Origin of the sequence: Actinoplanes sp. NPDC049668 (assembly GCF_044465445.1) — a bacterium.
Lineage (GTDB): Bacteria > Actinomycetota > Actinomycetes > Mycobacteriales > Micromonosporaceae > Actinoplanes.
The window spans coordinates 1-24,918 of record NZ_JBITLR010000002.1 but is presented as its reverse complement, the minus strand read 5'-3'; the positions used below and the strand labels follow the sequence as shown (position 1 = coordinate 24,918).

General features: G+C 73.3%; 23 protein-coding genes. 14 read left to right on the top strand and 9 right to left on the bottom strand.

Annotated elements, in window-relative coordinates:
* Positions 1-34 precede the first annotated feature (34 nt).
* On the bottom strand, positions 35-1,465 hold the full coding sequence (gene gndA / locus ACIBSW_RS07255) for an NADP-dependent phosphogluconate dehydrogenase (protein ID WP_354727168.1): 1,431 nt from the start codon (positions 1,463-1,465) through the stop codon (positions 35-37).
* Positions 1,466-1,682: 217 nt separating this feature from the next.
* Between gndA and ACIBSW_RS07250 the strand changes: the two genes are divergently transcribed.
* On the top strand, positions 1,683-1,997 hold the full coding sequence (locus ACIBSW_RS07250; RefSeq protein WP_354727170.1) for a type II toxin-antitoxin system PemK/MazF family toxin: 315 nt from the start codon (positions 1,683-1,685) through the stop codon (positions 1,995-1,997).
* Here ACIBSW_RS07250 and ACIBSW_RS07245 read toward each other — a convergent pair.
* Positions 1,994-2,845: a transglutaminase family protein gene (locus ACIBSW_RS07245; RefSeq protein ID WP_354727172.1), complete on the bottom strand. Its 852-nt coding sequence runs from the start codon at positions 2,843-2,845 to the stop codon at positions 1,994-1,996. The genes ACIBSW_RS07250 and ACIBSW_RS07245 overlap by 4 nt on opposite strands.
* Positions 2,846-3,104: 259 nt before the next feature.
* Here ACIBSW_RS07245 and ACIBSW_RS07240 point away from each other — a divergent pair, with 259 nt between their 5' ends.
* Entirely contained in the window at positions 3,105-4,550 is a 1,446-nt protein-coding gene (locus ACIBSW_RS07240) for a SpoIIE family protein phosphatase (protein WP_354727174.1), read from the top strand.
* Here the strand turns inward: ACIBSW_RS07240 and ACIBSW_RS07235 are convergent.
* Positions 4,547-5,311 carry a DUF427 domain-containing protein gene (locus tag ACIBSW_RS07235; protein WP_354727176.1) on the bottom strand — a complete coding sequence of 255 codons (765 nt, stop codon included), beginning with the start codon at positions 5,309-5,311 and terminating at the stop codon, positions 4,547-4,549. The genes ACIBSW_RS07240 and ACIBSW_RS07235 overlap by 4 nt on opposite strands.
* A gap of 102 nt (positions 5,312-5,413) precedes the next feature.
* On the bottom strand, positions 5,414-6,304 hold the full coding sequence (locus ACIBSW_RS07230) for an alpha/beta hydrolase family protein (protein ID WP_404799261.1): 891 nt from the start codon (positions 6,302-6,304) through the stop codon (positions 5,414-5,416).
* A gap of 163 nt (positions 6,305-6,467) precedes the next feature.
* On the opposite strand from ACIBSW_RS07230, the gene ACIBSW_RS07225 reads away from it, so the two are divergent.
* From ACIBSW_RS07225 to ACIBSW_RS07210, 4 genes are all read left to right on the top strand, one after another.
* Positions 6,468-7,820, top strand: a complete 1,353-nt coding sequence (locus ACIBSW_RS07225; RefSeq protein ID WP_354727178.1) for a phthalyl amidase — start codon at positions 6,468-6,470, stop codon at positions 7,818-7,820.
* 33 nt (positions 7,821-7,853) lie between these two features.
* A complete protein-coding gene (locus tag ACIBSW_RS07220) occupies positions 7,854-9,692 on the top strand; it encodes a hypothetical protein (RefSeq protein WP_354727180.1) in 1,839 nt (612 codons plus the stop codon).
* Between the two features lie 168 nt (positions 9,693-9,860).
* Positions 9,861-12,029, top strand: a complete 2,169-nt coding sequence (locus ACIBSW_RS07215; protein WP_354727182.1) for a protein kinase domain-containing protein — start codon at positions 9,861-9,863, stop codon at positions 12,027-12,029.
* Positions 12,022-12,471, top strand: a complete 450-nt coding sequence (locus ACIBSW_RS07210) for a hypothetical protein (RefSeq protein ID WP_354727184.1) — start codon at positions 12,022-12,024, stop codon at positions 12,469-12,471. The genes ACIBSW_RS07215 and ACIBSW_RS07210 overlap by 8 nt, the downstream gene beginning before the upstream one ends.
* Positions 12,472-12,483: 12 nt before the next feature.
* Here the strand turns inward: ACIBSW_RS07210 and ACIBSW_RS07205 are convergent, their stop codons facing one another.
* Positions 12,484-13,017 (bottom strand): DUF4240 domain-containing protein, encoded by a 534-nt coding sequence (locus tag ACIBSW_RS07205; RefSeq protein WP_354727186.1) that lies wholly within the window; start codon positions 13,015-13,017, stop codon positions 12,484-12,486.
* 54 nt (positions 13,018-13,071) lie between these two features.
* On the opposite strand from ACIBSW_RS07205, the gene ACIBSW_RS07200 reads away from it, so the two are divergent.
* Together ACIBSW_RS07200 and ACIBSW_RS07195 are read left to right on the top strand one after the other, a co-directional pair.
* Positions 13,072-13,473: an NUDIX domain-containing protein gene (locus tag ACIBSW_RS07200; RefSeq protein ID WP_354727188.1), complete on the top strand. Its 402-nt coding sequence runs from the start codon at positions 13,072-13,074 to the stop codon at positions 13,471-13,473.
* An 85-nt stretch (positions 13,474-13,558) separates the two neighbouring features.
* The gene (locus tag ACIBSW_RS07195; RefSeq protein ID WP_354727190.1) at positions 13,559-15,244 is read left to right on the top strand and encodes a cellulase family glycosylhydrolase; all 1,686 of its coding nucleotides are present in this window, start codon (positions 13,559-13,561) and stop codon (positions 15,242-15,244) included.
* On the opposite strand, the gene ACIBSW_RS07190 is transcribed toward ACIBSW_RS07195, so the two are convergent.
* On the bottom strand, positions 15,237-16,454 hold the full coding sequence (locus ACIBSW_RS07190; RefSeq protein ID WP_354727192.1) for a hypothetical protein: 1,218 nt from the start codon (positions 16,452-16,454) through the stop codon (positions 15,237-15,239). The two genes, ACIBSW_RS07195 and ACIBSW_RS07190, sit on opposite strands and share 8 nt — an antisense overlap.
* Positions 16,455-16,566: 112 nt before the next feature.
* Between ACIBSW_RS07190 and ACIBSW_RS07185 the strand changes: the two genes are divergently transcribed.
* The 3 genes from ACIBSW_RS07185 to fliQ all read left to right on the top strand — a co-directional run bounded on the left by ACIBSW_RS07185 (position 16,567) and on the right by fliQ (position 18,207).
* Positions 16,567-17,130 (top strand): sigma-70 family RNA polymerase sigma factor, encoded by a 564-nt coding sequence (locus tag ACIBSW_RS07185; RefSeq protein ID WP_354727200.1) that lies wholly within the window; start codon positions 16,567-16,569, stop codon positions 17,128-17,130.
* Complete coding sequence (locus ACIBSW_RS07180; RefSeq protein WP_354727194.1) at positions 17,123-17,851, top strand: hypothetical protein; 729 nt, start codon at positions 17,123-17,125, stop codon at positions 17,849-17,851. Before ACIBSW_RS07185 ends, ACIBSW_RS07180 begins: the two co-directional genes overlap by 8 nt.
* 86 nt (positions 17,852-17,937) lie before the next feature.
* Positions 17,938-18,207, top strand: coding sequence for a flagellar biosynthesis protein FliQ (gene fliQ / locus ACIBSW_RS07175; protein WP_404799260.1), 270 nt, complete (start codon positions 17,938-17,940; stop codon positions 18,205-18,207).
* A 49-nt stretch (positions 18,208-18,256) separates the two neighbouring features.
* On the opposite strand, the gene ACIBSW_RS07170 is transcribed toward fliQ, so the two are convergent.
* Entirely contained in the window at positions 18,257-18,718 is a 462-nt protein-coding gene (locus ACIBSW_RS07170) for an SRPBCC family protein (RefSeq protein ID WP_354730585.1), read from the bottom strand.
* Positions 18,715-19,050 (bottom strand): metalloregulator ArsR/SmtB family transcription factor, encoded by a 336-nt coding sequence (locus tag ACIBSW_RS07165; protein ID WP_354730587.1) that lies wholly within the window; start codon positions 19,048-19,050, stop codon positions 18,715-18,717. The genes ACIBSW_RS07170 and ACIBSW_RS07165 overlap by 4 nt, the downstream gene beginning before the upstream one ends.
* Positions 19,051-19,149: 99 nt before the next feature.
* Here ACIBSW_RS07165 and glgX point away from each other — a divergent pair, with 99 nt between their 5' ends.
* Positions 19,150-21,258 (top strand): glycogen debranching protein GlgX, encoded by a 2,109-nt coding sequence (gene glgX / locus ACIBSW_RS07160; protein WP_354730589.1) that lies wholly within the window; start codon positions 19,150-19,152, stop codon positions 21,256-21,258.
* Between the two features lie 7 nt (positions 21,259-21,265).
* Here glgX and ACIBSW_RS07155 read toward each other — a convergent pair whose 3' ends face one another.
* Positions 21,266-22,936, bottom strand: a complete 1,671-nt coding sequence (locus tag ACIBSW_RS07155) for a DEAD/DEAH box helicase (RefSeq protein ID WP_354730591.1) — start codon at positions 22,934-22,936, stop codon at positions 21,266-21,268.
* A 168-nt stretch (positions 22,937-23,104) separates the two neighbouring features.
* Here ACIBSW_RS07155 and ACIBSW_RS07150 point away from each other — a divergent pair, with 168 nt between their 5' ends.
* Both ACIBSW_RS07150 and ACIBSW_RS07145 read left to right on the top strand, forming a co-directional pair.
* Positions 23,105-24,034 (top strand): FAD-dependent oxidoreductase, encoded by a 930-nt coding sequence (locus tag ACIBSW_RS07150; protein WP_354730593.1) that lies wholly within the window; start codon positions 23,105-23,107, stop codon positions 24,032-24,034.
* A 78-nt stretch (positions 24,035-24,112) separates the two neighbouring features.
* Positions 24,113-24,918, top strand: an 806-nt coding sequence (locus ACIBSW_RS07145) for an alkaline phosphatase PhoX (protein ID WP_354730595.1), incomplete at its 3' end; no start/stop codon positions are given.

Genomic DNA, 24,918 nt, shown 5'->3' with positions numbered 1-24,918 from the left:
CGGCCCGGCGCGAGGCCGGGCCGGTGCCGCGGCACTACGCGGGTACTTCGTTGCGGTCGGCGCCCCACATGGTGTGGAAGGCGCCCTCCTTGTCGATCCGGTGGTACGTGTGCGCGCCGAAGAAGTCGCGCTGCCCCTGGATCAGGGCGGCCGGCAGGCGCTCGGCGCGCAGGCCGTCGTAGTACGCCAGCGCCGACGCGAAGCCCGGCGCGGGGATGCCCTGCTGCGCGGCCGTGGCGACGACCCGCCGCCACGCCTGCTGCGCGCCGCTGACGGCGTCCAGGAAGTAGTCGTCGACCAGCAGCGTGGCCAGCGACGGGTTCTTGTCGTACGCCTGCTTGATGAAGTCGAGGAACTTGGCCCGGATGATGCAGCCGTCCCGCCAGATCTTGGCCATGGCGCCCGGGTCGATGTCCCAGCCGTACTCCTTGCTGGCCGCCTGGATCTGCTGGAAGCCCTGCGCGTACGCGACGATCTTCGACGCGAACAGCGCCTGCTCGACGTCCGCGCGCAGGTCGGCGCCGCCGGCGCCGGCCGTCGCCGCCGGACCGGGCAGCCCGGCCGCCGCGGCGCGGACCTCGGGGTCGCCGGAGAGCGCCCGGGCGAACACCGACTCGGCGATGCCGGAGACCGGCACGCCCAGGTCGAGGGCGGCCTGCACGGTCCAGCGGCCGGTGCCCTTCTGCTCGGCCCGGTCGACCACGATGTCGACGAACGGCTTGCCGGTCTCGGCGTCGACCTGCTTGAGCACCTCGGCGGTGATCTCGATCAGGTACGAGCCCAGCCGGCCCTCGTTCCAGCCCTTGAAGATCTCCGCGATCTCGGTCGGCGAGTGCCCGCCGACGGAGCGGAGCAGGTCGTACGCCTCCGCGATGAGCTGCATGTCGGCGTACTCGATGCCGTTGTGCACCATCTTGACGAAGTGGCCGGCGCCGTCCGGGCCGACGTGCACGCAGCACGGCTCGCCGTCGACCTTCGCCGAGATGTCCTCGAGCAGCGGGCCGAGCGACTCGTAGGACTCCTTGGAGCCGCCGGGCATGATGCTCGGGCCGTGCAGGGCGCCCTCCTCGCCGCCGGACACGCCGGTGCCGACGAAGTGCAGCCCCTTCTCCCGCAGCGCCGCCTCGCGCCGCCGGGTGTCCGCGAAGTGCGCGTTGCCGGCGTCGATGAGCATGTCACCGGGCTCGAGCAGCGGCGCGAACTCGTCGATGACCGCGTCGGTCGCCGTGCCGGCCTTGACCATGATCACCACGCGCCGCGGGCGCTCCAGGCTCGCGACGAAGTCCTGTGCGCTCTCCGAGGGGATGAACGAGCCCTCGTGGCCGTACTCCTCGACCAGTTCCTTGGTCCGGGAATAGCTGCGGTTGTGCAGGGCCACCGTGTGACCGTGGCGGGCGAAGTTGCGGGCCAGGTTCCGGCCCATCACCGCCAGGCCGGTTACCCCGATTTGGGCCTTTTCCGTCATGAACGTCCTTCCTCCATGCGAGCGCCGGGTCGGGTACCCCACGCCGCCGCAAGCCGTCGCGCCCATTGTTACGTGTCCACCACGCCGGGGGTTCAGGGGTGCGCCGGACGTCTCGCTCCCCGGCGGAAACGGCCGTGTTCCGGCGCCCCGGACGACACGCGGACGCGCCGCCCGACGCGCCGGTCACCGAAGATCGGTCCGACGGTACGCTCGGCGCGTGAAACGCGGCGAGATCTGGACCATCGGCAGCCGCACCGACCTGCGCTACCGGGTCCTCGTGCTTTCCAGCGACAGCTACAACGAGCGCAACAACCCGTCGCCGTTCTGCGCCCCGATCGTGCGGCAGCGCGGCGCGACCGAGCTGCCGCCGTACGCGGTCGCCCTCACCGAGCAGGATCCGATCACCGGCATCGTGGTGGTGAACCGGATGCGCCGCCTGCCGGCCTCGGTCGGCGCGGAACGCATCGGCATGGTCACCGGCTCCAGCATGGCCCGCCTCGCCGAGGCGATGCGCGAACTCTTCGAGCTCTAGCCGGCCCGAACCGGCTCCCGGTCGACGCTGGTCACGGTGAGGGTGCGGGTGCCGGTCAGGGTGCCGCCGGGGGCGCCGACGTAGGTGCCCGACGTCGGTGCGACGTCCGCATAGTCGCGGCCGACCGCGACCGTGACGTAGCCGTTGCCGGCCGGGCGGCCGTGGCACGGGTCGAAGGCGAGCGCCGCCGCGCGGTCGCCGCGCGGGACCAGGACCTCCACCCACGCGTGGGTGCCGCCCTGGCCGATCAGGTGGCCCGAGACGTACCGGGCGGGCAGGCCCAGCACGCGGCACACCGAGAGCATCACGTGCGCCGAGTCCTGGCAGACGCCGGTGCCGCCGGCCAGCGCCTGTGCGGCCGTCGTGCTGACCGTCGTCGCGCCGTACCCGTAGGTCAGGGCCGCGTGGGTGACCTCGCACGCCCGGGCGGCCCGCTCCTCGGCGTCCGCGGCCCGGCAGCGGGCCGCGAGTTCCCGGACGGCCTCGTCCGGCGCGGTGAGCCGGGTGGCGCGCAGCAGGCGGGGGTCGTGCAGCGCGGCGAGGGGCAGCGCCGGCGGGCCGTCGCCGGCCACCCGCTCCAGGTCGGCGGTGAGCCGGAACTCGACGGCGCGTTCGACCCGGGCGGCGACCACCCGGACCACCGTGTTGCCGGCCGAGTCCAGCCGGTCCCGCCGGGCGTGCGCGGCGCCGGTCACCGTCAGGCGGTGCGCGCGGCGGTACTGATCACCGTGGCGGCGCCGGGGTACCACCACGAGGCGCTGGGCGAGGGCGGTCACCGGTGCGTCGTAGGCGTACCGGAAGGTCTGCTCGACGCGGTAGCCGATCCGCCGGGCGCCGTCGAGGTCCATCCATCCATGATCGGGCATGGCTGTTTCCGGCGTGTGACCCGGCCGCCGGACGGGGTGTTCGTACGTTCGGCGTGGCCAGCGCGCCGGGCGGCCGGGCGCCGCCGCCGGACGGCCACGCGGGCCCGGTCGCCCTTCCGGGTGACCTGTGCGGGGTGCGCCGCAGGTCGGATGTAGGGGGAGGTGAACGGGGGATGACGTCGCGTGGCGCACTGGCGTATGCAGGGATACGGATCGGCGACTTTCAGCGGGCGGGAGCGGCATGGGCGGCGGGCAGCAGGCCTACCTCGAGGCGCGGGGGAGCGTGCGGACCGCGGCGCGCCCGGCCGCCGCCGAGGACGGCCGCGCCATCGTGGACCGGGCCGTCGGGTTGCTCGCCGGCCGGACCCGTTGCCGGCTCTCCGAGGCGCACCGGCACGTGCTGCGGATGGCCGCGGAGCAGAACCGCGACGTCGTGGACGTGGCCGCGGGCGTGGTGAGCATGCTGGACGTCGCGGAGCCGGCCGACGCGCCGGGCGGGCCGGCCGGCGGCGACCGGGTCGCCGTCACCGAGCGGCTGGGCAACCTCGGGTGGGCCGAGTGGGATCTGGTCAGCGGCGAGGTGCGCTGGTCGGCGCAGCTGTACCGGATCTACGAGCGGGACCCGGCACTCGGCCCGCTGACGCGCGCGGAGTCCGAGGCGCTGGAGGTCGCGGAGGACCGGCCGCTGCGGCTCGCCGCGATGGCGGCGTTCGGGCGCTCCGAGCGGGTCGACGTCACGTACCGGATCAGGATCAACGGACGGATCAAATACCTGCGCACGGTGGCCGACGCGGAGTGCGACGGCGCCGGGCGGCCGTTGCGGATCTTCGGCATCGTGCAGGACGTCACCGTGCGGGAGACGAGCCTGCGGCGGCTGGCCGACGTCGAGGAGCAGCTCGACGAGCAGCGGCGCAGCCTGCACGCCGAGCACGAGCTGGCGGCCCGGCTGCAGGAGATCATCCTGCCGATCCCGGACTGCCCGATCGAGCTGCCCGGCGTCAAGGTCGCGGTCCGCTACCTGCCGGCGGGGCAGGAGTGCCTGGTCGGCGGCGACTGGTTCCACGCGGCGGCGCTGCGCGACGGCTCGGTGCTGCTGGCCGTCGGCGACGTGGCGGGGCACGGCACCCAGGCGGCGACGACGATGGCGCAGCTGCGCTACTCGCTGCGCGCGCTCGCGGTGACCACCACCGATCCCGCGTTCCTGCTCGGCCACCTGAACCGGCTCACCTGCGAGCTGGACCGCGAGCGCCCGGAGACGGCCGCGACCGCGATCGTGGCCCGCTACGACCCGGAGCGGCGCCGGCTGACCTGGGCGCAGGCCGGGCACCCGCCGCCGCTGCTGAGCCGGGGCGGCCGCACGGCGCCGCTGCGCCGGCCCGCGGGCCCGATGCTGGGCGTCGTCGAGGACGCCCACTACGAATGCGCGAGCCTGCGGATGGAGCTCGGCGACCTGCTGCTGCTCTACACCGACGGCCTGGTCGAGCACCGCCGCCGCAGCCTCGACGAGGGCATGGCGGCGGTGATCCGTACCGTCGACGAGTCGGTCGCGGTGGCGCCGCGGCAGCCGCTCGCCGAGCTGCTGAGCCGGCTGCGGCAGGCCAACCCGGACGACGACACCTGCATCCTGGCGGTCCGCCCGGTCACCGGCGACACCCGGGACCTGCGCCGCTACCTGCGCCCGCGCTAGCTGAAGGGTGTCGAGGGGCGCTCCAGCGGCACTCCGTCGAGCCGGATGTCGACCTTCTCGTTGTAGAAGCTGATCAGCCCGGCGATCGGGTACAGGTCCCGGGTCGGGAAGTCGTACGACCAGGCCAGGTCCGGGTGGGTGGTGCCGCCGGCCTCGACCGACCAGTACCCGGTGGTCCGCCCCTTGTACGGGCACGCGGTCACCGTCGCGCTGGGCCGCAGGTGGGTGAAGTCCACCTCGGCGCGGTTCAGGTAGTAGCGCGTCGGCAGCCCGGTCTCGAAGACCATCACCGGCGACGCCGACTCGGCCAGCAGCAGGCCCTCCAGCTCGACCCGCACCCGCCGGGTGGAGCGCAGCGCGTCGACCCGCGCGTACGGGTTGCGCGGATGCACGAAGATCTCCTCGTCCTCCTCGAACCAGGCGTCCAGCGCCGCCCAGTCCAGCCGCGCGAGCCCGGCCAGGCCGGGCAGGCTGTCCTGGGTGTACACCCGGCCGGCGGCGGCCCGGCTGATCCCGCCGGCCCGCAGCCCGATCCGGCGGGCGGTGCCGCGGCGCAGCTTCTCCACGTGGTCCTCGTCGACGAGCGCCTCCGGATCGATGTCCGCCGCGGGGATGTAGAACTGCGGGTACGGCGGAATCTCCCACAGGTACACCGCGCGGGTGGTGTCCAGCACGACGCGGCCGCCGAGCGTGGCGCGGACCCGGCGCGGCACCGGCTCCAGGTGGTCGACCGGCGTGATCAGTCCGGGGTAGTCCGGCATCGCGGCACCTTCCGTCGGGGTTCTTCCATCCCCTGGATTCTCACCCCGCGCGCAGGTGGGGCCGGCGGATTCGATCCCGCCGGCCCCTTTCCGGGTACGCCTTCAGGAAAGCGGGCAGGTGCTGCGGTAGTCGGAGATGGCCGTGCCGCCCGGGCCCGGGCAGATGAACTGGTCGTAGCGGGTGTCGTCGTCGACGAAGCGCTTCAGCCAGGCGACCGCCTGCCGCCCGGTCGGCGTGTTGGTGGTCTGCGGGAAGAAGTGGCTGGCGTTGTTGAGCTCCAGGTAGGACTTCTCCGCCGACGCCGGGATGCTGTTGTAGAACGGGATGGAGTGCGACGAGACCGACGCCACGCTGTCGCTCTCCCCGCCGATGATCAGAGTCGGCACCCGCAGCGTCGACCAGGACTTGGTCAGGTTCCACGGGGCGAGGGGCACCGCCGCCTGCAGGGACGGCCGGGACCGGGCCGCCTCCAGGCTGCCGCCGCCGCCCATCGAGTGGCCGGCCACCGCGAGCCGCGAGGCGTCGATCCGGGTCCGGACCGAGCTGCGCTGGGTCAGGTAGTCCAGCGCCGCGAGCAGCTGCTCGCCGCGGGAGCCGGGCTGGTCCAGCACCGAGTTCGTCTCGATGCCGATGACCACGAAGCCGTGCGATGCGATCCGGGGGCCGAGCCAGCTGATGCTCGACCACGACGCGGTGTAGCCGGGCGAGATCGCGACGGCGCCGAAGGTGCCCTCGCTGGTGCTGGTCGGGTAGTAGATGATGCCGCCGCCGAAGCCGGTGACGGTCGAGGAGACGGACTGCTGCGAGGTGGCGAACGGGCCGCGGCTCGCCTCCAGGGCGGCGACGGTCGGCGCCGGCCCGCGCTCGTACGGGTTGGCGGCCTGCGCGGCGCTCGCGCCGGCGAGGGAACCGGCGACCAGGGTGAGGGTGGCGGCCGCGGTGACGAACAACCGGCGGGCCCGGTGGCGGGCGGGGATGGACGGTGACTGCACGTCGGACTCTCCTCAGGTGGGCGGGATCGACGAACGTCAGTCTTTGGTGGGATGCCGTCCGGACACATCGGCGAAATCACCGGCCTTGACAGCGGTGGGCCCGGGCCATTGAGTGTTACCGGGAGGTAATGCCGTGGACCTCAACCGGAAACATTTCGTACTGATGCTCGCGCCGATACTGCTCCTCGGCGTGCTCGCGTCGCCGGCCTCGGCGGCGCCCGCCGCCTGCGCCGCGCCCGTCGCCAGCACGACCCAGGCCGGCTATCTCGTCGCCGACCCGGCCTGCGACCCGGACGGTACCCCGTTCGCCGCGACGCCGGACTCCGAGGTGCACACCGGCATCCGGGACGGCGCCGCGTACCGGATCGAGGTGCCCCGGTCCTGGAACGGTCAGCTGGTCGTCTTCGCCCACGGCTACCGCGGCACCGGCCGGGTCGTCTATGTCGACAGCCCGGACCTGCGGGCGCACTACATCGCCGGCGGGTTCGCGTGGGCGGCCTCCAGCTACCAGACCAACGGTTACGACGTCGGCCAGGGCGTCCGCGACTCGCACGCGCTGATCGGGCTGTTCCGGCAGGTCACCTCGAAGCGCCCCCGCTCGGTCCTGATGACCGGCAAGTCGATGGGCGGGCACATCACCGCGGTCGCCGTCGAGGAGTACCCCAAGGCGTTCTCCGCGGCGATGCCCTACTGCGGCGTGCTGGGCGACACCGAGCTCTTCGACTACTTCCTCGACGCCGGCGTCACCGCGGCCGCGCTGTCCGGCGTCGAGACCGGGTTCCCGGTCGGGCCGGTCCCGTGGCAGTCACAGGTCGACCGGATCCTTCCCGCGCTCGGCCTGGCCGTCGGCCGGCCGCCGGCGCTCACCGACGCCGGCCGGTCCTGGTCGGCCGTCCTCGAGCGGCGCAGCGGCGGGGTGCGGCCCGGCTTCGCCGGCGCGTTCGCCTACTGGAACACCGCGACGGCCTCGGACCCCGCGCTGCGGATGCCGTTCCTGTTCGGCGTCTATCCGGGGCTCAACGGCGGCACGATCGGCATCGCCGAGGGCAACGTCACCGGCAACCGCCTCGAGTTCTACCGGACCACCGACGGGTGGCCGACCAAGGCCGAGTTGCGGCTCAACGCCCGGGTGCTGCGGGTGACCCCGACCGACCGGGCCAGCCGGGGCCTCGACGGGATCCCGCGGGTGGACGGCCGCCCACCCGTGCCGGTGCTGTCGCTGCACGACATCGGCGACCTGTTCGTACCGTTCTCGATGGAGCAGGTCTACGCCCGCCGCGCCGCGCTGCACGGCCGGTCCGGGCTGTTCGTGTCGCGGGCGATCCGGGGCGTCGGCCACTGCGACTTCACCCAGCCGGAGCTGCGCCAGGCCTTCGACGACCTGGTCCGCTGGGTACGCACCGGGCACCGGCCGGGCGGCGACGCGATCCTGGACCGGCGTGCCGTCGCCGCGCCGGACTTCGGCTGCCGGTACACGGTCGGCCGCCGCCCGGTGTTCGGCGGGGACTGCGGCTGACCGGGCGGTTGATCTACCGCCCACAATGGAGGCATGAGCCTGACGGAGCACGAGAGCCGGATCCGGGAGGCGTTCGGATCCGGCGAGCGCACGGTCTTCAGCGCCGCCGAACCGGTACGCGGCTCGGTGCTGGCCGCCCTGCTCCTCGAGGCGCCGGGCGGCAGCCGCGGCCTGTGGGTCACCGGCGCGACCGTCACCGGGACGCTCGGCCTGGAGTTCGCCGAGGTCGCGCACGCGATCCGGCTGGAGAGCTGCGACTTCGAGCAGCCACCCCAGCTGTCCTGGTCGAACCTGCGCTTCGTCAGCTTCACCGGATCACGCCTGCCCGGCCTGCACGCCTCCGCCGCGGTCGTCGGCGGCGACCTGTCGCTGCGCGGCTGCGCGGTCGACGGCGAGATCAAGCTGTACGGCGCGAAGATCGCCGGCAGCCTCCGGATGGCGGGCATCCGGGTCAGCAACGCCGCCGGGCCCGCCGTCATGGCCGACCACGCCACCGTCGGCGGTGACCTCTCCGGCAACGACGGCGAGTTCGACGGCCCCGTGCACCTCTACCACGCCCGCTGCGCCGGCGGCGTCGAGTTCGACGACGCCCGGATCACCGCGCCCGGCCGGATCGCCCTGGCGGCGGACAGCGTGCTGATCGACAGCGCCTTCTTCGCCCGCCGCTGCCACATCGAGGGCGAGGTCCGGCTGCGGCACGCCCGAATCAGCAACGCGCTGGTGCTCACCGGCTCCACGCTGCGCAATCCCGGTGCCGTGGCGGTCCGGCTCGACCGGGCCACCATCGACGGCGGCCTGTTCCTGGGCCGCGGCCTGTCCGTGCACGGCGAGGTACGCGCGGTGAGCGCCCGGATCGGCCGGACGCTGAGCCTGACCGACGCCGCGTTCGAGGCGCCCGGCGCCGTCGCGCTGCGCCTGGACGCGGCGGTGGTCGACGGCGTGCTCGACGGCGGCGAGGGCCTGCGCGTCCGCGGCGAGCTGCGGATGGAGGACGCCACCGTGCACGGCCCGATCCGGCTGCGCGGCGCCGACCTGTACAACCCGGACGGCGTCGCGCTCAACGCCATCGGGGTGCGCGCCGCCTCCACGTTCCACTGCTGCGACGGGTTCTACGCCGGCGGCACCGTCCGGCTCGACAACGCCGTCGTCGGCAGCAAGCTCTGCTTCGACGACGCCGCGCTCAGCGCCGCCGGCGGCACCGCGCTGACCTGCTGGCGGGCGCAGGCGGCCGAGCTGACGCTGCGCTGGGCGCGCCCACCCGACGGCCGGGTGGACCTGCGGCACGCCCGGGTCGGCGAGCTGCGCGACGACCCGGACACGTGGCCTGCGCGGATGGATCTGAACGGGCTCACCTACGAGATCCTCGAGCCGCAGCTCGGCGCCGAGCTGCGGGTCGGCTGGCTGGCCCGGGACCCGGACTCCCATCAGCGCCAGCCGTACGAGCAGCTGGCCGCGGTCCTGCGCGGGCAGGGCCGCGGCGACCAGGCGCGGCTGGTGCTGCTGGCACGCCAGCGCCGCGACACCGCCGGCGGCTCCGGCTTCGCCCGGCTCTGGGGCCTGCTGCAGGACGCCACCGTCGGGTACGGCTACCGCCCGCAGCGCGCCGCCGCCGTCTTCGCCGCCCTGCTGGTCCTCGGCACGATCGTCTTCGGCCTGCGCCCGCCCGCCGCGGCGGAACCGCCCAAGGCGCCACCGTTCAACGCGCTCGTGTACACGCTCGACCTGCTGCTGCCGATCGTCGACTTCGGACAGCAGAACGCGTTCGTGCCCCGCGGCGCCTACCAGTGGATCTCGTACGTCTTCATCGTGGCCGGCCTGGTCCTGGCCACCACGATCGCCGCCGGCCTGTCCCGCTCGCTGCGACGCACGTGAGGCCGCGTGAGGCCCGCCAGCGCGGCGGCGAGCAGGACGGCACCGACTGCGATTCGATTGGAGACCGACTGGACGCCGGCACGTGCGAGCGACACCGTTGAATGCCGCCGCCGGTTGCCGTTAGTGTCCTTCCTTTGGACGATCTGTGATCGGCGGGATGGAGCGGTCGTGTCGATCAGGCTCGGTGGCCGGTACGAGGTCGGTGAGCTGCTCGGTGCCGGCGGGATGGGCGTCGTGTACCGGGGACACGACCTGCGGCTCGGCCGGGACGTCGCCGTGAAGATGCTGCACCCGCGCCTGGGAGGGGACGAGCTGGCGACGGCTATTTTCCGCCGGGAGGTGCTGAACACCGCCGCTCTGAATCACCCCGCGATCGTGGCCGCCTACGATGCCGGCGAGGAGCCCATGCCGAACGGCGACGGCGTGCCATACCTGATCATGGAGCTCGTCGACGGCCGCTCGCTGCGTGACTTCCTGCGCTCCGGCCGGCCGGAGCCGCGGCTGGCACTGCAGATCACGGCGGAGGTCTGCGCGGCGCTGGAGTTCAGCCACCGTCACGGCACGGTGCACCGCGACATCAAGCCGGGCAACGTGATGCTCTCCTACGCCGGCCAGGTCAAGGTGATGGACTTCGGCATCGCCCGGGCGTTCGCCCCGGACGGCGACGGCCCGCCCCTGCGGCTGTCGGCCGCGGTCATCGGCACCATCCTGTACCTGTCCCCGGAACAGGCCCGGGGCGCCCCCGTCGACGCCCGCACGGACGTCTACGCCGCCGGGTGCCTGCTGTACACGCTGCTGGCCGGTCGGCCGCCGTTCCTCGGCGACGACCCCATATCCATCGCCTACAAGCACGTCCGCGAGGATCCGGTGCCGCCCAGCCGGTTCAACCCGGACGTCCGCGACGACGTCGACGCGGTCGTGCTGACGGCGATGAACAAGAGCCCGCTCGACCGGTACCAGAGCGCCGAGGCGTTCCGGGCCGAGCTGCTGCGCGTGCTGACGGACGGGTCGGTCGCGGCGGCCCCGGTCCTGCCGCGGCAGTGGACGCGGGGCGCGGGTGCGCCCGGTTCCTACTGGACGTTCGCCTCGCACCTGGGTGAGACGAGCACGGTCACGGCGTGGCGGGCGCGGGTCGCCGAGCGCCTCGATCGGCTCGGCGAGAGCCACACGGCCGTCGAGGAGGTCGTGCACGGCTGGCGGCCGCCCGCGGTCGCCGACCTCGAGGTCGCCGTCTCGCGCCGGCCCGACCGGGCCGACGGCGGCCATACCGTGCTGCTTCGCGGCTCGGCCGGGGAGGTGGAGGTACCGCTGCGGCTGCCCGCCGGGCTCGACCGGGCCGTGGCGCGGGCGGCGGCCGCGGTCGACACCGCGCGGCTGAGCCCGGCGCTGACCTCGCCGGCCGACCTGGCCGCGGTCCGCGACCTCGGCGGCATGCTGTTCTCGGCGGTGTTGCACGGCGAGGCCGGTGCGCTGTACCGCGGCTGCCGGGCCGCGGCCGGTGCCGGCGACGCCCGCGCGCCGCACGGCCGCCTGCTCCGCCTGGTGCTGCGCCCCCGGGCGCCGGAGCACGCCGCGCTGCCGTGGGAGCTGATGTTCGACGAACTCACCGGGGCGCACCTGGCCCTGGAGCATCCGCTGGTGCGCTACGTCGAGCTGCCGGTGCCGGTGGCGCCTCCGGTGGACCGGCCGCCGCTGCACGTGCTGGGCATGGCCGTGTCGCCCCGCGACCTGCCGCCGCTGGCGGTCGACGAGGAACGGCACGCGGTCGAGTCGGCGCTCGGCCAGCTCACCCGCGACGGGCTGGTCCGGCTGACCTGGGTCAACGGGCAGACGTGGAAGGACCTGCAGCGCAAGCTCTACAAGCGGCAGTACCACGTGCTGCACATCGTCGGGCACGGCGGCTACCGTCCGGAACTCGGCGAGGGCTTCCTGGCCTTCGCCGACGACCGGGGCCGCAGCGACCCGGTGTCCGCCGGCGATCTCGGCGCGATCCTCGCCGGCCAGCGCCAGCTGCGGCTCGCGGTGCTCAACACCTGCGAGTCGGCGCGTGGCGACGGCCGGCGCGGCTATTCCAGCACCGCCGAGGCGCTGGTCCGCCGGGGCGTCGGGACGGTGCTGTCGATGCGCGACGTCGTCTCCGACCCGGCCGCCCGCACGTTCGCGACCGTCTTCTACGAGGCCGTCGCGGTCTCCGCCCCGATGGACGTCGCGGCCATGCTCGCCCGCCTGGCGGTCAAACGCGACGGGCAGGGCTCCCTGGAGTGGAGCACCCCGACGCTCTTCATGCGCTCCACCCACTCGAGCCTGTTCGGTACCGCAGAGGAGCACCATGGCTGACATCGTCTCCGTCGTCCACTTCGGCGAGCCCGAGGCCGCCGCGGTTCTCGCCGCCGGACTCGGCGGGCCGGGCGCCTCGGCGCCGGTCGTCGAGGCGCAGCGCACCCGGGCCGTCGCCGCCGACCTGGCGCTGCTGGTCCTCGTCGCGCTGCCCGTACACGGCTTCCTGAAGAAGCTCGGCGAGATGCTGGGCGAGTCGACCGGAGCCGGGATCGCGAAGCTCTTCAACGCCGCGTTCGCCCGGGTGCGTGGAGGCGGCGCCGGACGCAGCATCGTGCTCCGCGACGGCGTGCACGGCATGGACGTCGAGCTCACCGCCGACCTGCCGCCGGCCGCCTACGAGCAGTTGGGCGCGCTGATCGCCGCCGAGGCGGTCACGCTGCGGTACGACCCGGCCGCCGGCGCCTGGGTCGCCGCCGGCACTCCCGTCGATCCGCGGTAGCGGGCGGTCAGGTCACCAGCCGTCGGGGTTGCGGCACGACTCGCGGGAGATGTCCGAGCCGGTGTCCGGGAAGCCGCCGAACCGCTCCTCGTGCAGGTGCGCGAAGAAGTAGCACATCGTCTCGCACTCCGCCTCCATCACCGCCATCGCGGGGTCGGCGTTCACCGCGTCGTAGAAGTCCCGGCCCGCCGCGACGATGAAGCCGCGGGCGTACAGGAAGCCGTCGTCCGAGCCGTCGGTCTGCTCCTGGATCTCCCGCCGATCGAGGTCGTAGAGCTTGCGCTCGACCACCCGGTCCAGGTCCGTCAGTTCCGCTCTCGACAGGTCGGCGCTCAGTCGCTGAAGCTGCGTCAGGAACCGTTCCAACCAGGCATCGAGGAGGTAGATGTCGTCGTTGTCGTCGTCCGCGGCCGGATCGCGACCGACCAGCGCCCGGCGGACGGCGGCCGCCTCCGGCCCGCACGCGGCCCACGCCGACTCCACCAGCTCCCAGAGGCGGCCTTCCTCGGCCGAGGTCGGCACCCGTCCCACAGCATTCGTGATCATGGCTGGAGAGGCTACCGGGCCCCTCCGACATCGACCTGGGGCAGAATTCGCCGGGTGACCTCAGAACCGCGCGTCTCCTGCGTCTTCATCTGCCACGACGGTGGCGACAAGATCCTGCTGGCCCGCCGCTCCGCCGGCGCCCGCGACGAGCCCGGCACCTGGGACACCGGCGCCGGTGCGCTGGAGTTCGGGGAGACCTTCGACGCCGCCGTCGCGCGGGAGGTCGCCGAGGAGTACGGGGCCACCCCGCAGGAGATCACCCTGCTCGGCGTGCGCAACGTGGTCCGCGCCGAGGCGCCGTCGCACTGGGTCGCGCTCGTCTTCGCCGTACGCGTCGACCCGGCCGCCGTGAAGATCGGGGAGCCGGACAAGTTCGACGAGCTGGGCTGGTTCGTCCGCGACGCGCTGCCGGCGCCGCTGCACTCCCAGCTGGAGCCCACCCTCGCGCTCTACTAGCAAGGCTTTTCGAAACACTGGATTTGGTTTCGTCGATGTCACATGCTGTGGGAGCGCTCCCACACCGCATCGGAGGAACTCACGCATGTTCTCGATTCGAAGCAAGCGGCGGCTCGCCGCGGCGGCAGCGGCGGTCCTCGCCGCGCCGCTGCTGTGGTTCGCCACGTCCGGCGGCTCGCAGGCGGCGGCCGCGGTGCCGGCCAAGGACTGGCTGCACGTGCAGGGCAACCAGATCCTCGACCAGGCCGGCAACCCGGTCTGGCTGACCGGCGCCAACTGGTTCGGGTTCAACGCCGGCGAGCGGGTCTTCCACGGCCTCTGGTCGGCGAACCTCACCGAGGTCACCAAATCGATGGCCGACCGCGGCATCAACCTGGTCCGGGTGCCCATCTCCACCCAGCTCCTGCTGGAGTGGAAGGCCGGGCAGGCCGCCGTGTCGTCCGGGGTCAACACGTACGCGAATCCGGAGCTGGCCGGCAAGACCACCCTGGAGGTCTTCGACGCGTTCCTGGCCCTGTGCGAGCGGTACGGCATGAAGGTCCTGCTCGACGTGCACAGCGCGGAGGCCGACAACTCCGGGCACGTCTACCCGGTCTGGTACAAGGGCGCCGTCACGCCGGAGCTGTTCTACCAGGCCTGGGAGTGGGTCGCGCAGCGCTACCGGACCAACGACACCCTGGTCGCGATGGACGTCAAGAACGAGCCGCACGGCCGGCCGAACGAGAGCCCGCGGGCGAAGTGGGACTCCTCGACCGACGTGGACAACTTCAAGAACACCTGCCAGGTCGCCGGGCGGCGGATCCTGGCGATCAACCCGGACGTGCTGATCCTCTGCGAAGGGGTGGAGGTGTACCCGAAGGACGGCGTGAGCTGGTCGTCCACCGACGGCAAGACCTACGACAACGTCTGGTGGGGCGCCAACCTGCGCGGCGTCCGGGACCACCCGGTCGACCTGGGCGCCAACCAGGACCAGCTGGTCTACTCGCCGCACGACTACGGGCCGCTGGTGTACGAGCAGCCGTGGTTCGCCAAGCCGTTCGACAAGGCCTCGCTGACCGCCGACGTGTGGACGCCCAACTGGCTGTACGTGCACGACTCGAACACCGCGCCGCTGCTGGTCGGCGAGTGGGGCGGCCGGCTCGGCCAGGACGCCCGGCAGGACCGCTGGATGACCGCGCTGCGGGACCTGATCGTGGAGAAGCGGCTGCACCAGACGTTCTGGGTGCTCAACCCGAACTCGGGCGACACCGGCGGCCTGCTGCTCGACGACTGGAAGACCTGGGACGAGCAGAAGTACGCCCTGCTCAAGCCGGCCCTGTGGCAGTACGGCGGCAAGTTCGTCAGCCTCGACCACCAGGTGCCGCTCGGCGGCGCGGGCAGCTCGACCGGGATCAGCCTGGCGGCGCGCTACGGCGGCGGCGTCGAGCCGTCCACCCCGGTGCCGTCGTCGCCGTCGTCGCCGCCCCCGCCCGCCGGTGCCTGCGCCGCCACGTACACGCAGACCAGCGCGTGGTCCGGCGGCTTCCAGGGCGAGGTCACGGTCCGGAACACGGGCACGACCGCGGGCCGGGCCTGGACCGCGACCTGGACCTACCCGTCCGGTACGACGGTGGCGTCGCTGTGGAACGGCGTGCTGAGCACGGCCGGCACGGCCGTGACCGTGCGCAACGCCGCGCACAACGGCGCACTGGCCGCGGGGGCGAGCGCGAGCTTCGGCTTCGTCGGCTCCGGCCCGGCGGCGACGCCCGTGATCACCTGCGCGCTCACCTGACGTGTCGCAGCGCGGTCAGGCCCTCCACCGGGGCCCGGCCGCGCAGCGCACCGGTGGCGGCGTCGAGCCAGACGACCTCGTCGGCGCCGCCCGCGTAGACCCGGCTGCCGTCGCGGTTGAGCCCGAGCCCGCGTACCCCCGTCGGCACGGACCAGCGGCCGGCCACCGCGCCGGTGCCCGGGTCGTACGCGGTGACGGCCGGGCCCGCGCCGAGCAGCACCCGGCCGCCGTCCGGGGTGAAAGCGAGGCTCGCCGCGTCGCCGCCCTTCGCGGCGGCGGCCACCCGCTCGATCTTCAGGGAGGTGGTGTCCGCGTAGGCCAGCGAGCCCGACGTCACGTCGGCGACGGCGAGCCGCCGCCCGTCCGCGCTGGCCGCGAGGGCGTGCCCGGCGGCCGGGCCCTCGCCGAACGGGTGCGGCAGGTCCAGGCAGTACGCCCAGCCCTGCGCCAGGTGCAGCACGTGCACGAACGCATGCGCGCCGCCCGGACGACCGGCGATCAGGTCGCGGGTGTGCCGGTGACCGGGCTGATGGGTGTAGAGCGTGTAGAGCACGTCGCGGCCGGGCGAGAGGACCGCCTGGCGCCCGTCGCCGCGCATCTCCTCCTCGGCGCCCGGCGGCACCGGCGTCTTGTCGCGGGTGTACAGCGGGTGCGGCACGCCCGAGCCCAGGTCGAGCAGCCGCACCCGGTACCGCTCCGGCGCCTCGCTCGGCAGCCACTCCAGCACGAACAGGCCGGTGCCGTCGGTGGTGAACGCGTCGGGCTCGACGACGCCGGCCAGGTCGTACTCGCGCTGCCGGCCGCCGGCCACGACCAGCAGGGCGGTCCGCTGCTGGGGCGCCGGCCGGTCCGACGCGGGCGTAAGGGTCAGCGCGCAGGAGTCGCCGTCGGGGGAGATCACGCGGGGCACCCAGCCGGCGGCGATGGGGGTACGCGCGTCCGGCTCGCCCTTCGCCGGGTCGAGCCGGAGCAGGATCGGTGCGCCGGCGTCGTCGCGGGCCATCGCGCAGGCCAGCGCGCCGTCCGGGCTCAGCACGGCCTGGTGGCCGAGGTCGCGGGGCCGCGCGCCGCCGAGCACGACCAGGCCGCGGCGGCCGTGCGCCACCACCAGGTCCGGTGGCACGGACGTGGTCGCGCGGGCCGGCTCGCGGCACGCGGCGGTCAGGGCGGCGCCGCCCGCGATGATGAAAAGATTCCGCCGGGTCGTCATGCCCTGTCGACACCGCGGGCCCGGCGATGGTTCCCGGGAACCTCATCGCGGTTCGCGGTGTCATGAGGTTGTCGTAGACAGGTTCAACCGCGTGGAGGTGTCGAGGCCGCACATGGTCACCGAACTGGACGACGCGGCGGCCGTGGCCCGCGCCCGCGGCGGCGACCTCGACGCGTACGACGTCCTGGTCGCCCGGTACACCGTGCCCGCGCACCGGGCCGCGGTGCTGCTCGGTGCCGGCGCGGACGCCGACGACGTGGTGCAGGAGGCGTTCGTGAAGGCGTACCGGCAGCTCTCGCGGTATCGCGGCGAGTCGGGATTCCGGCCCTGGCTGCTCGCGATCGTCGCCAACGAGACCCGCAACCTGCACCGTTCCCGGCGCCGCCGCGACGGCCTGGTGCTGCGCGCCGCCGCGCACGAGCCGCCGGAGCGGCTGGTACCCGATCCGGCCGAGACCGTGGTGGCCGACGAGCGCCGGCGGCAGCTGGTCGAGCAGATCCGGCTCCTGGACACCCGGGATCGGGAGGTGCTGGTCCTGCGGTTCCTGCTGGACCTGTCGGAGGCGGAGACGGCGGCGACGCTGGGGCTGCCGAAGGGGACCGTGAAGTCGCGGACCTCGCGGGCCCTCGCAAAGCTGCGCGGCCGGCTGGTCGTGGGGGAGGTGCGCGGTGCCTGAGCAGCGGGACGACCTGGTCGCGGAGCTGCGCGCGCTCGGCGCCGAACTGGACGTGGGGCGGGCGGCGGACCAGCGGGCCGCGGTCCGGGCCCGCCTCACCCAACCCGCGCCGGCCCGGCGCCGCGTGCGCCGGTGGATTCTGGCCGGCGTCGCGGCGGCGGTCGGCGCGGTCGCCGTGGTCGCGCCGGCCCGCGCGGCGGTGGTCGACGCGGTCGGCGGGCTGCTGCGGATCGCCGGGATCGAGGTACGCGGCGAGCCGCACCCCGGCGGCCTGCCGGCCACGCCCGCACCGCTGCCGTCGCTGCGCGACGCGGACCTGGCCGAGGCCCGGCGGGTCGTGCTGTTCCCGGTGCGGGTGCCGGCCGAGCTGGGCGCGCCCGAGCGGGTCACGCTGGCCGATCCCGACAGCGGCGGCGCGCCGCGGGTGGTCACGATGGCCTTCCGCGGCGGCGCCGTCCGGTTCGACCAGTTCGACGGCGCCCTGTCGCCGGCGTTCTTCAAGACCGCCGCGAACGCCGAGTGGGTGGAGGTGGGCACCGGCGGCATCTGGCTGCCGGGGCCGCACCCGGTCACCTACGTCGGCCGTGACGGCGCCGAGCGCGTCGAGACTGCCCGGCTGGCGGCGCCGACCCTGATCTGGGCCGACGCCGGCGTCACCTACCGCCTCGAGGGGGTGGCGACGCTGGCGGAGGCCCGGCGGATCGCGGGCTCGCTCACTTGAGGGTTTCGCCGGTGCGAACCGAACGGCAACCGTGGTGCCCCCGTTTGGGTCTCCCCGGGTGGCGGCGGTGCGCCGAACGGGATGGCATGACCGACACGCAGATCGTGGAGCTGGGCCTGCAGGCGATGACCGTCGCGGCGAAGATGTGCGCGCCGGTGCTGGTCACGGCGCTGCTGATCGGTTTCGCGATCTCGTTGTTCCAGTCGGTGACGCAGATCCAGGAGGCGACGCTGTCGTTCGTGCCCAAGGCGGTGGGTGTCGGCGCGGCGATCCTGTTCTCGGGTAACTGGATGTTGCACGAGATGATGACGTACACGACGCAGCTGTTCGAGAAGATCCCGACGCTGCTCGCCTGAGCGCAGACACGGGAAGGGCCGCCGGTCTTCCGGCGGCCCTTTTCCGTGCTCAGCTGATCTTGACGAGGTAGGCGTCCAGCGCCGCGTAGCTCTGGTTGGCGCCCTGCTCCATGCCCGACCCCATCATGGCGTCGCGCTCGGCCTGGGAGTCGAAGTGCGTCGTGCTGGTCACCGTGGTCCGGCCCGCCTCCTCGGTGAAGACGAACGTCTCCACCGCGACCTGGCCGGCCATCGGCTCGTACTCGAACGTCCAGGTGAACGTCTCCGGCGCCGAGATCTCGCGGAACTCGCCGCGGAACGGGTGCTGCGTGCCGTCCGCGGTCTCGACGAAGCGCCAGGTGCCGCCGACCCGGAAGTCGATCGACACGTCGAGCGGGTTTCCCCGGCCCCACCAGTGGCGCAGGTGCTCGGCCTCGGTGTGCGCGGCCCAGACCAGGGCCCTCGGCGCGTCGAACGTGCGGCTCATGACCAGCTCGGTCGGGGCGGGGGTGCTGATCGCGATGGTGTTCACGGCTGCTCCTTCTGCAGGTCGTCCAGGTATGTGCCGAGCGTGTCGTAGCGCTCCTCCCACAGGAGCCGGTACTGCGCGACCCAGCTCGCGACGTCGCGCAGCGGCGCCGGCTCGATCCGGCAGCGCCGCCACTGCGCCTCGCGGGTGCGGGCGATCAGGCCCGCCTTCTCCAGCACGTTGAGGTGTTTGGAGATCGCCTGGGCGCTGATCGGGAACGGCGCCGCGAGTTCGTTGACCGTTGCCTCGCCCCGGGCCAGCCGGGCGAGGATCGCCCGGCGGGTCGGGTCGGCGAGGGCGGCGAACACGCCGCTGATCGGGTCCGTTGTCGTCATGCTCAACCACCTGGATTATAAACCGATTGGTTTACCAACCGATGGGTTGGAGACTACGCCCCCGTGCGCCGATGTCAACCCCCTGGTTCGATGGTCGACATGAATATCTGGCCGGGGAATCCGTACCCGCTCGGCGCCACCTACGACGGCGGCGGGACCAACTTCGCGCTCTTCTCCGAGGTCGCCGAGCGGGTCGAGCTGTGCCTCTTCGACGACGACGGCACCGAGACCCGGATCGAGCTGCCGGAGCGCGAGGCCCTGGTCTGGCACGGCTATCTGCCGCGCGTCGTGCCCGGTCAGCGGTACGGCTACCGCGTGCACGGCCCGTACGACCCCGCCGCGGGGCTGCGGTGCAACCCGGCCAAGCTGCTGCTGGACCCGTACGCGAAGGCGATCGAGGGCCACAACGAGTGGAACAGCGCACACTACTCGTACCACTTCGGCGACCCGGCCAGCCTGAACACCGAGGATTCCGCGCCGTACGCGATGCGCTCGGTGGTGATCAACCCGTTCTTCGACTGGGCCAACGACCGGCCGCTGCGGATACCGTTCCACCAGACGGTGATCTACGAGGCGCACGTGAAGGGCATGACCGCGCGGCACCCCGGCATCCCCGAGGACGTGCGCGGCACCTACTCCGGCCTGGCGCACCCGGTGATGATCAAGTACTTCAAGGACCTCGGGGTGACGGCGGTCGAGCTGATGCCGGTGCACCAGTTCGTGCACGACGACGCCCTGACCGTGCGCGGGCTGTCGAACTACTGGGGTTACAACACCATCGGCTTCTTCGCGCCGCACAACGACTACGCGTCGTTCGGCGGCCGCGGCGGCCAGGTGCAGGAGTTCCGGTCCATGGTCAAGGCGCTGCACGCGGCCGGCATCGAGGTCATCCTCGACGTCGTCTACAACCACACCGCCGAGGGCAACCACCTCGGGCCGACCCTGTCGTTCCGCGGCATCGACAACCCCGCCTACTACCGGCTCGTCGACGACGACAAGCAGTACTACTACGACACCACCGGCACCGGCAACAGCCTCAACGCGCGCCACCACGAGTCACTTCGGCTGATCATGGACTCGCTGCGGTACTGGGTCACCGACATGCACGTCGACGGCTTCCGCTTCGACCTCGCCTCCGCGCTGGCCCGGGAGTTCCACGAGGTGAACCGGCTGGCCGCGTTCTTCGACCTGGTCAACCAGGATCCGATCGTGTCGCAGGTCAAGCTGATCGCCGAGCCGTGGGACGTCGGCGACGGCGGCTACCAGGTCGGCGGCTTCCCGCCGCTGTGGACCGAGTGGAACGGCAAGTACCGCGACACCGTGCGCGACTTCTGGCGCGGCGAGCCGGCCAGCCTCGGCGAGTTCGCCTCCCGCTTCACCGGCTCCTCCGACCTGTACGAGATCGACGGCCGCCGCCCGATCGCCTCGATCAACTTCGTGACCGCGCACGACGGGTTCACCCTCGACGACCTGGTCTCGTACAACGAGAAGCACAACGAGGCCAACGGCGAGCAGAACCGGGACGGCGAGAGCCACAACCGGTCCTGGAACTGCGGCGTGGAGGGGCACACCGAGGACTCGGCGGTGACCGCGCTGCGCGAGCGGCAGAAGCGCAACTTCCTCGCCACGCTCCTGCTGTCGCAGGGCGTGCCGATGATCTCGCACGGCGACGAGCTGGGCCGCACCCAGCACGGCAACAACAACGTGTACGCCCACGACAGCGAGCTGAGCTGGATCGACTGGGCGGACGCCCGCAACCACGACGTGCTGACCCTGTTCGCCGCCCGGCTGACCCGGCTGCGCGCCGAACACCCGATCTTCCGGCGCCGGCGCTTCTTCAGCGGGCAGCCGGCCGACGACGCGAAGGTACCCGACATCGCCTGGCTGCGCCGCGACGGCGAGCCGATGACCGGCGAGGACTGGACGGCCCGGTCCGGCATGACGATGACCGTGTTCCTCAACGGCCACGGCATACCGGAACGCGACGCGCTCGGCGAGCCGATCGTGGACGACTGCTTCCTGGTGCTGTTCAACCCGCTCGCGGAGCCGGTGACGTTCACCGTGCCGCCGCGGGTGTACGGGCGCACCTGGGAGACGGTCGTGCACACGGGCGACCCGCTGCTGCTGGCCCGCAAGCGCGTCACCAAGGCCGGCGGCGCGCTGGACGTTCCCGCGCACACCATGGTGGTGCTGCGCTGCCGCTATTGAGCGCGCCTCAGCGCTGGTGACGCTCCCTGCGTACGCCCGGCTTGCGGCCCCGGATCGTGCTGCGCTGCAGCGCGGCGATCACCATGTCGGCGGCCGCCTCCGGCACCTCGACCAGCGAGAAGCGGTCGGTGATCTGGATCGCGCCGATGTCGCGGGCGCTGAGCCCCGACTCGCCGGCGATCGCGCCGACCAGGTCCTGCGGGCGCAGCCCGGCCCGCCGGCCGATGCCGAAGAACAGCCGCGCCACCGGCGCGCCGGAGGACGGGCCGCGGCGCTCGGGCCGCTCGGTCCGCCGGCCGTCGCGGTCCGGCTCGCGCGGCGGCCGCGCCACCGACGGGATCTCCTCCTCGTCGACGTCACCGCCGGCCGCCTCGTGCGCCAGCTTCACCGCGGCCAGCGCGACGGTCTCGATGTCGAACTCGCTGGTCAGCGACTCGATCACGACCCGGAACCGGTCCAGGTCGTCGGCCTGCAGGCTGCTCTCCAGCGCCGAGCGGGTCAGCTCGAGGCGACGGGCCCGCAGGTCGGTGACCGTCGGCACCTTCTCCACCGTGATCCGCTGGCGGGTCAGCCGCTCGATCGCCTTGAGCATGCGCTGCTCGCGCGGCTCGACCAGGGTGATCGCGGCGCCCTCCCGGCCCGCCCGGCCGACCCGGCCGATGCGGTGCACGTAGGCCTCCGGCGCGGACGGGACGTTGTAGTTGACCACGTGCGTGAGCTGTTCGACGTCCAGGCCGCGGGCGGCGACGTCGGTCGCGACCAGCAGCTCGGTGCTGCCGGCGCGCAGCCGGCCCATGACCCGGTCCCGCTGGTCCTGGCTCATGCCGCCGTGCAGGGCCTCGGCCCGGTAGCCGCGCCCGTTGAGCGTCTCGGTGACCTGGTCGACCTCCTCGCGGGTGCGGCAGAAGACGATCGCCGCGGTGGGCGCCTCGACGTCCAGCACCCGGCCGAGCGCGGCCGACTTGTGCGCGCGGGCCACGACGTACGCGCTCTGCCGTACCAGGGGGATCTCGCCCGGCGCCGACTCCTCCCGGCCCATCTGGATCCGGACCGGCTCCTTCAGGTGCCGGCGGGCGATGCCGTCGATGCGCGGCGGCATCGTCGCCGAGAAGAGCACGGTCTGCCGGCTCTGCGGCGTCTCGGCCAGGATCGCCTCGATGTCCTCGGCGAAGCCCATGTCGAGCATCTCGTCGGCCTCGTCGAGCACCACCGTGCGCACGTCGCCCAGGTCCAGGGTCCCGCGGCTGATGTGGTCCAGCACCCGGCCCGGCGTGCCCACGACGACGTCGACGCCGCGCTGCAGCGCCTGCAGCTGCCGACCGATCGGCTGGCCGCCGTAGACCGGCAGGACGCGTACGCCCAGGTCACGGCCGTAGCGGTGGACCGCCTGGGAGACCTGCTCGGCGAGCTCGCGGGTGGGCACCAGCACCAGGGCGGCCGGGCCGCCCTTGGCGTCCGGCTCGAGCCGGTGCAGCAGGGGCAGCGCGAAGGCCGCGGTCTTGCCGGTGCCGGTCGCGGCCTGCCCGAGCAGGTCGTTGCCGGCCAGCAGCGGCGGGATCGCCTCGCGCTGGATCGGCGTCGGCTCCTCGTAGCCCAGGCTGGTCAGTGCCTTCAGCAGCTCGGGCCGGAGCGCCAGACCGGCGAAGCCTGTCGCGTCCGCGAACAGGTGCTCGCTCATTTTCACTGCTCCGGATCCTTGGTGCGCCGGTCACGGTGGTGTCCGGCATCAACGACAAGTAAGGATACGAGGCCGGCGTTTCGCCCCCGCCGGCCGGTGGCCGGCCCGACCGGTCGGAGGTCCGACTGAGTCCGGGTACGCGTGCGCGTGATACGTCAGGATGACGACATGGCTGACGTGATCGTGGTGGGCGGCGGGATCATCGGGCTGACGGCGGCGACGCGGCTGCGCGAGCGGGGCGCCGAGGTGACCGTCTGGGCGCCGTCCGGGCCGGAGCAGACCGTCTCGGCGGTCGCCGCGGCGGTCTGGTACCCGACCCGGACGCTCTTCGAGCCCCGCGTCCTGGCCTGGGCCGCGGCGACCTACGACCAGTTCCGCCGGCACGCGTTCGCCCGGGTGCCGGGTGTGCTCGTCCGCGAGACCCGCAACCTGGAACGCGACGGCGCCACCGGCGAGCCCTGGTGGGCGAGCGCCGCCCGCGGCGTGCGGTACCTGCCGATCGACCCGCCGTGGACGCGCGAGGTCCGCTTCCAGGCGCCGCTGGTCGAGATGGGTACCTACCTGGCGTGGCTGCGGGAGCGGCTGGTCGCCGCCGGTGCCCGGGTGGTGCGCCGCCGGGTCGACCGGCTGGAGGAGGCCCTGGTCGAGGCGCCGGTGGTGGTCAACGCCACCGGTCTCGCGGCCGGCGCCCTCTGCGGCGACCCCGACGTCTTCCCGGTACGCGGGCAGATCGTGCGCGTCGCCAACCCCGGCATCATCGTCTCGGTGCGCGACCAGGGCGACCCGGGCACCTACGTGCACCCGCGCAGCCGGGACGTCGTCCTCGGCGGCACCTGGCAGGCGAACAACTGGAACACCACGCCGGACCCGGCGACCCGTGACGCGATCCTGGAGCGGTGCGTCGCACTGGTGCCGGAGCTGGCCGGTGCGCCGATCGTGGGGGAGGAGGCCGGGCTGCGCCCGGCGCGCCGCGGCGGGCCGCGCGTCGAGGCCGAGAAGTGGCCCGCCGGGACGGTCGTGCACGCGTACGGGCACGGCGGCGCCGGCATGACGCTCTGCTGGGGCACCGCCGACGAAGTCGCGGCGCTTGCGCTGTGACGAGACGTTGACCTTCCGTTAACGTCAGGGTCATCGATCCATCACGTTGCAATGACGCCGTGAGAGGAGATCAATCCGGTGACCGAAGAACCCCGCCTGCTTGCCATCCTGGGGCACAGTGGCCGCGACCCGAAGACCTGCCTGTTCCGCTGCGGCAACGCCTGCGACCATCCCGTGCCGAACCAGTCCGCCAACCCGTACCTCGGCGATGTGGTCAACACCGCGATGACGCGGCGCGGCGTCGTCCGCGCCGGTGCCGTCGGCGCGCTCGTGCTCGGCTTCGGCGGCGCCGCACCGGCGGCCGCCGCGCCGGCCGAGCAGGCCGCGCCGCTCGAGCCCGCCACGGGCCGCGCGGGCGCGCTGACCTTCAAGCCGATCCCGCCGAACGAGCTCGACAGCCTGATCGTCCCGAACGGCTACGACTCGGCCGTGGTGATCCGCTGGGGCGACCCGATCCTGCCCGGCGTGCCCGGCCTCGACGTGCACCACCAGACGGCGCGGCGCCAGTCGGCGCAGTTTGGCTACAACAACGACTTCCTCGGCGTGCTGCCGCTGGGCCGTGACGGGCGCCGGGCGCTGCTGGTGGTCAACCACGAGTACACCAACGAGGAGCTGATGTTCCCCGGCTTCACCAGCCAGGAGGCGCTCACGGTCGAGCAGGTGAAGGTCGCGATGGCCGCGCACGGCATGTCGGTGGTCGAGCTGGAGCGGGTCGGCGGCACGGGGCAGTGGCGCCCGGTCGGCGGCCGGCACCGGCCCTACAACCGGCGGATCACCATGCTCGACACCCCGTTCCGGTTCACCGGCCCGGCGGCCGGTTCGGCCTTGCTGCGCACCGCGGCGGACCCGAAGGGCACGACCCCCATCGGTACGCTGAACAACTG